At 58.0% G+C, this 12839-nt stretch carries 9 protein-coding genes; 4 read left to right on the plus strand and 5 right to left on the minus strand.

Features of this window, described 5'->3' with window-relative positions; all coding sequences use genetic code 11:
- Positions 1 to 50: 50 nt before the first annotated feature.
- Entirely contained in the window at positions 51 to 692 is a 642-nt protein-coding gene (locus MTX78_RS01045) for an RNA polymerase sigma factor (RefSeq protein WP_243799103.1), read from the minus strand.
- A gap of 502 nt (positions 693 to 1194) precedes the next feature.
- On the opposite strand from MTX78_RS01045, the gene MTX78_RS01050 reads away from it, so the two are divergent.
- The 4 genes from MTX78_RS01050 (at position 1195) to MTX78_RS01065 (ending at position 3974) form a co-directional block, all read left to right on the plus strand.
- On the plus strand, positions 1195 to 1872 hold the full coding sequence (locus MTX78_RS01050; RefSeq protein ID WP_243799105.1) for a response regulator: 678 nt from the start codon (positions 1195 to 1197) through the stop codon (positions 1870 to 1872).
- Between the two features lies 1 nt (position 1873).
- Positions 1874 to 3232 carry an ATP-binding protein gene (locus MTX78_RS01055; RefSeq protein ID WP_243799107.1) on the plus strand — a complete coding sequence of 453 codons (1359 nt, stop codon included), beginning with the start codon at positions 1874 to 1876 and terminating at the stop codon, positions 3230 to 3232.
- A 97-nt stretch (positions 3233 to 3329) separates the two neighbouring features.
- On the plus strand, positions 3330 to 3593 hold the full coding sequence (locus MTX78_RS01060) for a hypothetical protein (protein ID WP_243799109.1): 264 nt from the start codon (positions 3330 to 3332) through the stop codon (positions 3591 to 3593).
- Between the two features lie 48 nt (positions 3594 to 3641).
- Positions 3642 to 3974: a four-helix bundle copper-binding protein gene (locus MTX78_RS01065; RefSeq protein ID WP_243799111.1), complete on the plus strand. Its 333-nt coding sequence runs from the start codon at positions 3642 to 3644 to the stop codon at positions 3972 to 3974.
- A 15-nt stretch (positions 3975 to 3989) separates the two neighbouring features.
- Here the strand turns inward: MTX78_RS01065 and MTX78_RS01070 are convergent, their stop codons facing one another.
- From MTX78_RS01070 to MTX78_RS01085, 4 genes are all read right to left on the minus strand, one after another.
- Positions 3990 to 6056 carry a glycoside hydrolase family 65 protein gene (locus tag MTX78_RS01070; protein WP_243799112.1) on the minus strand — a complete coding sequence of 689 codons (2067 nt, stop codon included), beginning with the start codon at positions 6054 to 6056 and terminating at the stop codon, positions 3990 to 3992.
- A 133-nt stretch (positions 6057 to 6189) separates the two neighbouring features.
- On the minus strand, positions 6190 to 7962 hold the full coding sequence (locus MTX78_RS01075; RefSeq protein ID WP_243799114.1) for a glycoside hydrolase family 13 protein: 1773 nt from the start codon (positions 7960 to 7962) through the stop codon (positions 6190 to 6192).
- A 103-nt stretch (positions 7963 to 8065) separates the two neighbouring features.
- Positions 8066 to 9631 carry a RagB/SusD family nutrient uptake outer membrane protein gene (locus MTX78_RS01080; RefSeq protein WP_243799116.1) on the minus strand — a complete coding sequence of 522 codons (1566 nt, stop codon included), beginning with the start codon at positions 9629 to 9631 and terminating at the stop codon, positions 8066 to 8068.
- A 17-nt stretch (positions 9632 to 9648) separates the two neighbouring features.
- On the minus strand, positions 9649 to 12714 hold the full coding sequence (locus tag MTX78_RS01085) for a SusC/RagA family TonB-linked outer membrane protein (protein ID WP_243799118.1): 3066 nt from the start codon (positions 12712 to 12714) through the stop codon (positions 9649 to 9651).
- Positions 12715 to 12839 lie beyond the last annotated feature (125 nt).

A 12839-nucleotide genomic window follows, 5' to 3' on the forward strand; every position in this document is an offset into this window, starting at 1 on the left:
CGGCCGATGTTGCTTGTATGTGGCTGGTGAGTAGGGAAAACGCGAGCCGCTTAAATCAAGGCTCTGCTGTTCTTGAAAACCGCCCGCAGCATTTGCCGGCCCCGAAACAGTTGGGCTTTCACCGTACCAATCGGCAGTTTTAGTTCCGTTGCCATTTCCTCGTAGGTGAGTTCCTGAAAGTAGCGCAACGACAACGGCTTGGCGTACTTGGGGGGCAACGACTGCACGCCCTGCTTGATTATCTGCATGCGCTGCTGCTGAATGTACACTTCCTGCGGGTTGAGGTTGGGGTCGCGCACGTCCAGCGAGAACCGCTTGCTGCTCTCGTCGGTGAGGGCCGTGTGCAAGGATTGGGTTTGCAGCTTTCCGCGCCGGATAAAGTCGATGGTGTGGTTGGTGGCAATGCGGAACAGCCACGTGCTGAAAGCGAAATCGGGCCGGTAGTGCGCCAGCTTGCGAAACGCTTTCGTGAAGATTTCCTGAGTCAGGTCCTCGGCATCATCGGAGTTGCCCACCATCTTAAGCACCAGATACGTCACCGACTTACGGTAGCTGCCCAACAGTTCTTCGTAGCCCCTAGAATTGCCGGCCAGCGCAGCTTCTATCAGCGCTATATCGCGCAACGCTCTCTGGGACAGTTCTTTATCAACGAGGGCTTGTTCAACCGGGTAACTAGCAGTAAGGGGGGCCATAAAGGATGGGAAATGAGAGCAGGACAACAGAGAGAGGCAGGTGTAGGGCGCTAATCCGAGCACGTACCAGGAGCATGCGGCTGGTATAGTTCACAGCATAAAAGGCAACATCACCTACCCTTTCCGCCTACACTTCACCCTCCCCAGCTACTGCCCGACCAGCGTACAGCACAAAACTGTACTTTCGGTATTAGAACCGTATGAGGAAGAGATTAGAAAACATTAGAAAATCACCTTTTCAGTTAAGTTGCGGGAAGTTGGCTGGCTGGGAGGTGGAGCCCAGGAATGGAATATTTCGTAGCCGTTAAAGCGCACATTGTCTTGCAGTTGCGGGCGTAGCTAAACAGTGAGGCCGCGGCGTATCCTGCCTTACGCTTAGTTGGGAGCTACCTTCGCTGTTGGTAGTAGCGGGGAAATAGGATGACGTTGGGCGGGCCAACAACCGGTTGCTCCGTATGACTGTATGCGTGGCGGGGCTGCCCCTGCTGGAAAATCTGTTGCCATGAAATTACTGTTAGTGGAAGACGAGCCGAAGCTGGCTTCCTTCGTCAAGAAAGGCTTTGAAAACGAGGGCTACGAGTTGGAAGTGGCCTATGATGGCCGCACTGGCCTCTCGCTGGCCCAGAAACAGCCCTACGACCTAGTGATTCTGGACGTGAATCTGCCCCATATCAATGGCTTCGAACTGTGCCGTATGCTCAAGCGGCAGGCCCCCCAGCAGCCCGTGCTTCTGCTCACCGCCCTCGACAGCCTCGACGACAAGGTGACGGGCTTCGAGGCCGGCACTGATGATTACCTGGTGAAGCCGTTCGAGTTTCGGGAGTTGCTGCTGCGGGCCCGGGTGCTGATGCGCCGCCACACCGAAGCCACTGCCACCCGGCAGGTACTACGCCTCGCCGACCTAGAGCTGAACCTGGAAACCAAAGTGGTGACGCGCGCGGGCCAGCGCATCGACCTCACCACCAAAGAGTACTCGCTGCTGGAATACCTGCTGCTGAACCGCGGCAAGGTCATTTCGCGCGTGGATATTGCCGAGCGGGTGTGGGAGCTTAATTTCGACACCAACACCAACGTCATTGATGTGTACGTGAGCTACTTGCGCAAAAAGCTCGACAAAGGCTACACCACCAAGCTGATTCATACGGTGGTGGGCATGGGCTACGTGCTCCGCGAAGGCTAAAATGCTGATACGCAACAAGCTGATTCTGCGCTTCACCTTGCTGGTGCTGGCTATCCAGCTCGGCTTTTCGGCGTTTATTTACTACTTCCACGAGGCCACGCGCGAGCAGCGCTTCAGCCAACGCCTCGCCGGCAAGGGCACCATGACGGCCCGCTTGCTGCTGCGGCAGCAACCCGACGATGTGGTGATGCGCTCAATCCATCGCCGCGACCTGTTTACTATCCTCGACGAGCAAATTAGCATCTACGACCCCGATGACCACCTGATTTATACCAGCGACGACAGCCTGAGCCAGCGTCTGAACTCGTTTTATTTGGCGCAGGTGGAGCCGGGCAAGCTGGTGCAATTCACCGACGGCGAGCTGGAGGTGGTGGGCGTTACGCACGAATATAAGGGGCGCTACTACCGCATATTTGCCGCCGGCCGCGACCAGTTTGGCTTGCTGCAGCTCGACAAGCTGCGCCTGATTCTGCTGGTGGGCAATGTGGGGGCGTTGGTGCTGATCATCCTAGCCGGCTGGTACTTCGCCGACGAGTCGTTGAAGCCGATGGCGCGGGTGGTGGGGCAGGTGGAGCGCATCACGGCGGGTCGCCTGAGCTTGCGCGTAGATGAAGGCAATGGCACCGACGAAATAGCGCAACTAGCCGTGACCTTCAACCAGATGCTGGCCCGGGTGGAGCAGGCGTTCGAGATGCAGAAAAACTTCTTGAGCCATGCTTCCCACGAGTTGCGCACGCCGCTGGCCACGGCGCTCGGCACGCTGGAAACCTCGTATGCCTACGACACTGACCTAACCGAAGCCAAGCAAAGCACCGCCTCCGCGGTGGAAGAACTCAAGCATTTAGTGGGCCTTACCAACGCCTTGCTCGCCTTGGCCAAAGCCGAAGACGCCTCGTTCCGCCGCGACACCGTGCGGCTGGACGAGTGCCTTACCCAAGCCCTGACGTACTGCCAAAGCAAGTACCCTAGCCGCCAGGTGCAGCTGGAATTCGGCGAGCTGCCCACCACCGACGACGACCCCTTTCTGGTGCTCGGCAACGAGCAGCTGCTTACCACGGCCCTACTCAACCTGCTCGACAATGCCTGCAAGTACAGCACCGGCACCGTGCAAGTATGCTTGGGCTACCACGCTGCTCACTTAGAAGTTAAGGTGCAAGACGCCGGGATTGGCATTGCCGCCACCGAGCTTTCGCGGGTGACCAGCGCCCTCTACCGAGCCGAAAATGCCCGCTATGCTCCCGGCTACGGCTTGGGCCTTACCGTCACGCAGAAGATAGCCGAGCGCCACGGCGGCACCCTCACGCTGGTTTCCGTACCCGACCTTGGCACCACGGCTACCCTCTCGTTGCCAGCGCTATAGGGTGGGCGAGGCGTTTTTAATGTTTTCTAATGTGCTCCTCATCTGGTTCTAATGCCAGGTCAACTCTTTTGTTGCTATTCATCAGCGAAGGGTTGCTATGAGAGAATTTAGAAGTCGGTTGTTGTTGGGTTTGTTGTTAGGCGCGCTGCTGTTGTCGGCGGGCCTGAATGTGTATTGTCTGCGTCAGCTGGAGGCCCGGCCATTGAACTACGAATTAGAGGCGGGTATGCCCGTTTCGGTGACGGAGCTGGAGCTAGCCCAGGCCCGAGCCGCCCTTGCCGCCTGCCAGCAAGCCACCCACCCCACCGCTTACGACTCGCTGCCGGATAGTCTGCTGCCACGGCCCCTGACGGCGTTCTAAAGAACCCCGTCTTGCCTTCACTGCTCATTGTCAAGTCTTTGTATCGTCATGCTTCCGCGCCAACAGTACATTCTTAACACGCTTCAAACCTGTATCAGCACCTGTGCCGAAACCAGCAGTTTGGTTTTGCAGCAATCCAACGCCACCCTCTTGGTGCGCGTCAGCAAGCTCAGCCGCGACTGCGCCGACTTGTGCCAGCTCACCGCCGCTTTTATAGCCCGGGAGTCCGAGCACTTGGTGTACGTGCTACGGGAGTGTGCCGAGCTGTGCCGCACCTGCGCCGACGAGCAAGCCCGCCACGCCGCCACCATAGCTGCCTGTAAGCGCGCCGAAGATGCCTGCCGTCGGGCCGAAGACGCATGCCGCACCGCGTATCATTAAGAGGGCCAGAGTGGCTTAGCGAGTCACGGAGTACGTTTTACGCTGGGGTCCGATGCCCGTAATCTTCACCGATTTCCAGCCCGTGGGCAAGGTGCTTTTCAGTTGCTTGATGCCCGTAGGCGTGATATCGAGGCCCCCGAAACCCATTAGTACGGCTTGCAGCACGCCGCCAGCGCCAGTGGCAAAGTAAGGATTGGTGCCGCCTTTGGTTTCGGCAATCACCCGAAAGGGCGGCAGCAGGTTGGGCAGGTAGGCATCCTGAAAAAAATGCTGCGCCTTGTCGCCGTTGCCGAGGCGGCTGTACAGCAGTGCGAAGATGGCCTGCGTCATGGCAGGCGTGCCTTCCGTGGGCACCCGGGTTTCGTAGTACGCCAAGTCCTTCCTGATCTGGGCCGGAGCCGTAACCACATTCAATGGATACGCCAGCAGGTTTACGTCGCCCTGCTTGATGCCTTCGCCTTTGTAGGTCGCATGCTCTTGCGTCACGCCGTCGGGGAAGTGCAGCAGCGGAATGTTCTGGGCCACGTGCAGCCAGTCGGGGTTGGCAGGCAAATTGAGCAGCTTGGCCGCTGCCGCCGCGTGTTGCAGATTCACTTGGGCGGCAGCGTTGGTGAAGGCATTATTGTCCACATTTTCCGCCCACTCATCAGCCGCTACCACGTTCTTGATGTCGTAGTGGCCGGGGCCGTTGCGCTCCACCCGGCTGGCCCAGAAGTCGGCGGTGGCGGAGAGGATGGGCCAACCTTTCTCCCGCAGCCAGGCTTTGTCTTGCGTCACGCAGTAGTACTGCCACGCCGCCAAGGCCACGTCGGCCGTAATGTGGTGCTCAAACGGCCCGCTCAGTGCCCACACCGGCGTTTCCTCTACGCCTGAGTCGGCACTTTCCCACGGGAACATGGCACCCTGGTAGCCGTGCGCAAAGGCATTGTTGCGGGCCGGCTCCAAGCGGCAAAATCGATATTCCACCATGGATTTGGCTATTTCCGGGTGCATCACGAGCAGCGCCGGGAACATCCACAGGTCGGAGTCCCAGAATACGTGCCCGTTGTAGCCCAGCCCCGACAAGCCCATGGGCGAAGGCGAGTAGTCGGTGCCGGCGCGCGAGAAGCTGTAGAGGTGGTAGAGCATACTGTGCACATCCTGCTGGGCCTGCGCGTCACCCTCAATTTGAATGTCGCTCTTCCAAAGGTCGTCCCAGGCTTTGGCGTGGAAGGCTAACAGGCGCTCCTTGCCTTCGAGCCGGGCAAAAATGGTGAGGCGCTCGGCTTCGTTGAGCGGGTCGGCGTGGTGGGCTGAGGTGATAGACGAACCCGCCACGGCGTAGGTATAGGTTTGTCCCGCCTTCAAGGGTTTGCTGAACTTCATGAGGTGCATGTTGCTGTCCCACATTTCGTGGATGACGCGCGGCTCCTGCCCGTGCGGCTCGTTGAACAGAAAGCTAGTGGAAGCGCACAGTTTCAGCTTGCCCGTGGCGCTCTGCCCCGACGACGTAAGCAAGCTAAGCGTGGCGTGCGGCCGGTCGATTTCGTTGTAGTAGTTCTGCACGTCGCGCAGGGCATCGGGGGCGTCCATGACGCTGGCGGCCGTCACGGCCACGTCCTTCTTAGCTGTCACCGACACATCCATCAGCCCCGTGAAAGGCAACTGGCGCAGGGCATAGTGCGTGTAGCTGATGGTGGCTTTGTCGGCGTAGTCGAAGGTGGTGGTAAGGGAGGCGTGGCGCATGTCCAGCGCCTGCCGGAAGTTGGTGACGTCCTTGCCCGAAAGCCGCTTGCCGTCCACTTCCAGGTACATGTTCAGCAGGTTGAAGCTGTTGAGGAAGTTGCTCACCCGGCCCCGCCCGTATTGGTCGTAGGCACCGGCCAGCACCACCGCTTTCACCTGAAACGGCTCCGGCGACGACACAATGCCTAGCATGCCGTTGGCAACCGTCACGCCATAGTACGCCGCGGGGTCCACTTTGTCGGCTGTAATGCGCCAGGGGTCGGGTTGCTGAGCAGCCACTGGTTTGGGGCTAGCAGCGAGGAGTAGCGTCAGGGCAAGCAGCAAGTGCGCTGGGTTGGGGAAGTGCAGAGTGGGCATGCGGGAAGTTCTGAGGTATTCTGATATAAAAGCCTGTCGGATGAGTGGCAGGCGCTGGTGCCGCCTGCCACGGCATAGCCGGGGTTGCGTGCCCGACAGCCTGGCAGCCGGCAAACGCTACAGCACAACAGTCTTATTGCAAGGGCACTACCACCGCCTGCCACGGCTGTAGCGCCAGGGTGTTGCCCGCGCCTGCCGTGAAAGTAGGGTAGTTGTTGAGCCAGGGTTGGCCGCTGGTCTGCATGCCTGTGGGCATCGGCCAGTTCCGCGGCTCCGACGAGAAGTTGAGTGCCACCAATACTTTTTCAGTGCCCTGCGTGCGGGTGTAGGCATAGATATGCGGGTTGGCTTCGTCCACTAGTTGGTACTGGCCATACACCAGCACCTTGTGCTGTCGACGGGTGGCTGTGGCTTTGCGGAAGTAGTTGAGCACTGAATTAGGGTCTTTGTCTTCCGCGGCCTCATTCACTTGCTGGTAGTTGGGGTTGACTTGCAGCCAGGGCGTGCCCGTTGTGAAGCCGGCGTTGGCAGCGGCATTCCACTGGAACGGGGTGCGCCCATTGTCGCGGGCGGTGCGCTGGGCTAAGGTCAGGAAAGCGCGCAGGTCGCCGCCCTGGTTTTTCAGGCGCTGGTATTCATTGCGGGTCGCTACGTCGCGGTAGTCGTTGATGTCGGTGAATCGGATGTTGGTCATGCCCAGTTCGTCGCCGTTGTAATAGTAGGGCGTGCCGCGCATGGTCATGATAAAGGTGGTCAGCAGCTTAGAAGACGCAGCTCGAAAAGCGGGCCTATCATCCCCAAACTTGCTGGTCATGCGGGGCTGGTCGTGGTTGCCAAGAAAAATGGAAAGCCAGCCCTTTTCAGCAAAAGCACTGTCCCAGCGGGTGTAGATGCGTTTGAACTCAGCCAGCTGATAGAGTTTCGGCCCGTTGCCCAGGTCCACGCCCTCGAAGTGGTAGGCCATGTTCAGCTCTTTCCGGGCCGGATCCACGAAGAGCATGGCATCTGTAGGGCCACTGCCAGCCCCCTCGGCCACCGTCATGACGTTGTATTTGCTAAGTACCTCTCGGTTCATCTCCTGCAAGTAGTCGTGCAGGTGCGGACCGTGGCCGTAGTATTTAATGATATTCTTCTCGTACCCAGCCGGTAGCGGCGGAAACGTGGTGTCTTTCGAGGCAAACTGAAACGCATCCAGCCGAAACCCATCAATGCCCTTGTCCAGCCAGAAGCGCATCATGCTGTACACTTCTTGGCGCAGCTTGGGGTTTTCCCAGTTCAGGTCGGGTTGCTTGCGCGAGAAGTAGTGCAAGTAGTAAGAGTTGGTCAGGGAGTCGTACTTCCAGGCGTCACTGTTTACGTCGAAGAAACTCCAGCGGGGTGTCGGCTTGCCCTTCTCGGCGGGCCACCAGTGGTAGTAGTTGCGGTAGGGGTTGGTGCGGGAGCTGCGGGCCTGCTTGAACCATTCGTGCTCGTCGCTGCTATGGTTCACCACCAAGTCCATGACCAGCTTCAAGCCGCGTTGGTGCATGCCTTTGAGCAGCGCATCAAAATCCTCCATCGTCCCAAATTCCGGCATAATCTGGCGGTAGTCGGAGATGTCGTAGCCGTTGTCGTCGTTGGGAGAGGCGTAGATAGGGTTCAGCCAGATAGTGCCCACACCCAAGCTTTTCAGGTAGTCGAGCCGGGAGGTGATACCCCGTAGGTCGCCCACTCCGTCGCCGTTGCTGTCCTGAAAGCTGCGCGGATACAGCTGGTACACAACCGTTTCCTTCCACCAAGTTTCCTTCTGACTAGCGGAGGTTGGCGCAGCTGCCTGCTCGGTAGTGGCAGCCTGTTGCCGCGGCTCGCCGCAGCCCGAAAAAGCTAATAGCAACGCGGCGCAGGCAATTGTTTCAAGGTGTTTCATAGGGCAGTAAGGTGCCGGGTCGTACGCAAACAAGCCGCTGATTGAGTGCTAAAGAGCAGCCAACCAACGGCTTGCTTACGTGCCTGCCGAATGCGTTTCGGGGTTAGTACCCCGGGTTCTGGGTGATGTTGCTGTTAATATCCACCTGGTTTTGTGGCACGGGATAAACTAGGTACTTCGGGTCGCTCTGGGGCTTGTCTTTCCGGGCCCGCAAGAAGGTACCGAACCGAATCATATCCTGCCGCCGCCACGACTCACTGTACAACTCCCGGCCCCGCTCGTCGAGCAATACGTTGAGGCTAAGTGAGGTAAGGGCGCTAGCTCCGCGCGAAGGATGCGTACGAAGGGAGTTTACGATGGCAAGCGGTGTAGCGCCGTACGTGCCAGCGCTGGTAGCTGTGCCGCCCCGTAGGATGGCTTCTGCTTTCATCAGCAGTACGTCGGCTAGCCGGAAGGTCACATGGTCGTTGTTGGCTCCGTTGCCGCCTTGGCTCTCACTTGGGTAGTCGACAGGATACTTGATAGGCCGAATGCCTTTGGCCTCGAGGTCGGCGCCAGTTTCAAACAAGTTGATTTCCTTGGTGAAAGCCAACGGGGCCCCACCTCGTGTAGTAAGTGGGGCATCAGTAGCCAAATTGTACTGCTGCCCGATAAGATAACCCACATTGATGCGCCGGCCAGGGTTGGCGGGGCCGCCGGCTACGTCATAGGCCATGCCTCGGCGCTTGTCACCAGCTTCAAATAAGTCGTACGCCTCGGCTGTGGCGGCTGGACCGTTGTAGCCATCAACGGGCCGCATGTTGTAGTGCGACACGAACTTCCACAAGTCGCGTACCGGGCCGCTGTTGCCGTACGTGTTTTCCTGGGTGTAGATGTTCTCCCGGCCAATTGCCGTGTTGTCGGGCGCGAAATTGTCGAAGTAATTGGGCGTAAACGAGTACTTGTTGCTGTTGATTATCTCGTCGGCCAGCCGGATTACCTGATTCATATCGGCGGCGGCGAAGGTTGGCGACTGCCGGTTGGCGTACACACCCTTGTTCAGGTAGCACTTCATTAGCAGTACGCGGGCGGCGTCCTTGGTACCGCGGCTGACTGGCGCGTCGGGCAAGTCTTTCTGAATCTCGTTCAACTCACTTACTACGAAATCGAGCGCCTCTGTACCCTTGCGTACTCTGGCCAAATTATTCAACGGCTCGCCTGGCTCCCGGTATAACACTTGGTCGTAGAGGTCGAGTAGCAGATACGTGGCCCAGGCTCGTACGAACCGGGATTCGGCTTGCTGTTGCGTTGTAGGGCCAAAGCGCAACAGGTCGGTGGAGGCAAAAATGATACCTTCCAACTGGTTGAAGGTGTCACGCACCCGCTCGTTGTTGCCGTCCCAGGTGTGGTTGTAAAGGGCCCGCCACTTGCCGTTGTCGTCCCAGTCAGGCCCGCGGGTAGGCATAATACGGGCATCAGTGGACACTTCCTGGAGCGCAAACACGCTCACATGGCCTTGAATAGGGTCGCGCTGGGCAGTATAGACGCCCTGAAGCAGAGCCGCTGGGTCGCCACTCGGAATCTGGTCCTGGGTTAGCTCACTTTGCAATTTTTCGTCCAGTTCGCAACTAGCGGCCCCCTGAAGTAGTGCTAGCACAGCGGCCGCACGTGCAATATTAGAGAGGTTCATATGGCAGCAATTAAGTGTTACAGATTGAAGTTGACTCCGAGCGTGAAGGTGCGGGCGCTGGGGTAAGGCAAATAGTCGATGCCGACGGAAGGCACTCTGTTGGACCCTGTTTTCACGGTGTTGACTTCTGGGTCAAATCCGTCGTAGTTGGTGATAACAAACAGGTTCTGGCCCGTTACGTACACGCGGGCCCCCTTCATGAAGCCGGCTACGTCACCCAAGGCATAAGCAAGTGTCAGGTTGGACATCTTTAGGAAGTCGCCCTTTTCCAAGTAACGCGTAGAAGCCGACCCTGCATTACCAAGCGCTTCTTTAACTGAGCTCCTGAACGTAGAGAGAGCAATGTTTTTGCTAGCCCCAATCTGGCCTATGTTGCCTACGGCGTTGAGCGTGTTGTTATAGATGTATTGACCAAACACGCCCGTCATGTTTGCAATCAAAGAAAGCTTGCTGTAGCGGGCGTTGAGGCCAAAGCCTAGCAGCGTGCGGGGGTTTGGGCTGCCCGCATAAGTCGCTAAATCTCCGTTGGGATAAATTGATGCACCACTGTCATCCAAGCCTGCAAACTCCCGCAAAAAGAAGGAGTTGATGGGATAGCCGTTGGTGATGAGCTGCGACGTAGCTCCCGATAGTCCCTGCCCGTTGATAGCGCCCGTGATAATGGCAGGCCCTACCAAATCTTTCACTTCATTGCGAATGAATGTAGCATTGGCGTTAAAGCTTACTTCTGCTTTCTCACTGCTCACCAAGGTGGTATTCAGGGCCATTTCCACCCCCTTGTTCACAATTTTGCCATCAAGATTTTTCCAGAAAAGGGCTTGAATCTGCGGTGCAGGCTGGCCAGGGACAGTGGGGAACAAGATGTCGGAGGTGGTTTTGTTGAAGTAGTCGGCCGAGAAGGTGAGGCGGTTGTTGAACGCTCCGATGTCAATGCCAACGTTGAACTGGCGGTCCGCCTGCCATTTCAGATCGGGGTTGCGGCTGGTGGAGGGCCGTTGTAGGCCGTTATCGAGTATTTCATAGCGGTCCTGAGCCGATCCGGCCGGAAACTCCTGGTTGCCGGTCAAGCCGTAGCCGGCCCGCAACTTAAGTTGTGTGAGCTGTTCGGCCGGGAAGAAGCCTTCCTTGCTCAAGTCCCACGCTGCAGCAAACGAGGGGAAGTAACCCACTCGGTTGTTGGAGCCGAACTTGCTGCTCTCGTCGCGGCGTATCGTACCAGTCAGTACGTAGCGCTCCTTGAAGTTGAAAATAGCCCGTCCGAAAAACGATTGTAGCTCATACGTGGGGTCGTTGAACGACCGGATGCTGCGGTTGCCGGTAGAGGTCGTCTGAAGGTAATCGGTGTAGTCGAGACCGAGGCTGCCAAAGCCGCCTGTATTCGCATTGCCAAACCCACTCAAGCTAGAGCCCTTATTGATGAAGTTCGTGTACTCGTAACCGAGTACCGCATTCAGGTTTAGGTCCGTGACAATGGCCTTATTGAAGTTAAGCGTGTGCGCAATTTGCTGAGTGGACAGCTCGGTGTTGCTGATGCCGGCAAAGCCCTGGTTGAGAATGCCCGGATAGTTAATCAGCCGCTGGTCGATTGACACGCGCCGCTCACCACTATTATAGTTCACGCTCAACAGCAGGCGATAATTAAGCCAATCAGTAAACTTATACGAAGGCGCGATGCTGGCCAGTATGGTGTTGACCCGCGAGTTGTCGTCGTAAAGCTCCTGGGCAGCGAGCGGGTTAATCACGTCGCCGGGCTGAATGAAGAGCGTGCCATCGGGGTTGCGTAAGGACTGAGTTGGGTTCCACTGCAAGGCCTGCCCAATGAGGCTGCCCCGGTAGCCGGCATCGGTAGTGATGTTGGCCAGAGCTTCGCGAAATTGACTGGTAGAAATGTTCACGTCCAGGCCCAACTTCTTACTTTCCAAAAATTGGAGGTTAGTCGAGAGGTTGGCGCTGTATTTTTTGAAGCCGGTTTTGCGCACGATGCCATCCTGGTCGAGGTAGCCTAGCGAGAGGCGGTAGCGACCAGTTTCGCTGCCGCCGCTCATGGACACGTTGTAGTTCTGGAAGTAGCCGGTGCGCAAAATCTCATCCAGGGCGTCTACGCTACTGCCTTTGTCGGCGCTAGTAGGTCCGCTGGTAGGCAGTCCGTAGTAGGCCAGCGCCTCACGATACTGGCCGGCATCAAGGTATTCAGGCCTGCGCAGCAGATTCGAGAAACCAGTGGAGGCCCCCACGCTAAGCGTTGGGGCACCCGTGTTGCCTTTCTTGGTGGTGATCAGCACTACCCCATATGCCGCCCGCGAGCCGTAGATGGCCGTAGCCGAAGCATCTTTGAGCACGGTGAAGGTCTCAATGTCATCGGGATTGAGGAAGTTAAGCGGGTTGCTGTCAGCCCCGGATCCGGCGTCGATTGAGGACGCCAGTCCCGCCCCCGGCCGGGCCGTCCGCCCGTCGAGTGGTACCCCGTCTACCACGTATAGGGGCTGACCCGTGCCCGTCACGGCCGAGTTACCCCGGATGCGGATGCTGGACGGGCCACCGGGTTGGCCGCTGTTGTTGCTTACTTGTACGCCCGATACGCGGCCTTGCAGCAGTTGGTCGGGGGAGGTGAAGGTGCCCCGGTTGAAGTCTTTCTCGCCAATTACTGCCACGGCGCCGGTCACGTCCTGTTTGCGAGCAGTGCCGTAGCCGACTACCACTACGTCGCCGAGGGCTTGGGCATTTTCCTTCAGCGTTACCTGCACCGAAGTTTTATCGGTGATGCTTACCTGCTGCGACGTGAAGCCCACGTACGAAATGGTGAGCGTGGTGGCCGTGGCAGGGGCCTGCAACTCGAACCCGCCATCGGCGCCGGTGCTGGCGCCCACGGTGGTGCCCGTGACAACTACCGTTACGCCTGGCAGGCCGTTGGCTTGCGCATCAAGTACTTTGCCGGTAATGGTCCGGGTGTTTTGTGCCTGACTCAGCAGTGGCAAGACAAGCATCAGCATGCTGAACGTCAGTAGCTTCATCAGGGCTAGCGGCAGGGTGCCTGCCCGCGCTGTGCCCGGCTGATCATACGATTTGTACCAGTTGTTGGTCATGAGTGAAAAATGAAAGTGTGGAAATTTTTAAAAGCATTTCACTTGGTGGCAACTCAGCGTAAACCTTTGAGAAGGGGCCGGCGGTAGAGGGTGCTCAGGCAAGTGCAAAAAGAGGGAGTAAGCGT

Origin of the sequence: Hymenobacter tibetensis (assembly GCF_022827545.1) — a bacterium.
Taxonomy (GTDB): Bacteria; Bacteroidota; Bacteroidia; order Cytophagales; family Hymenobacteraceae; genus Hymenobacter; species Hymenobacter tibetensis.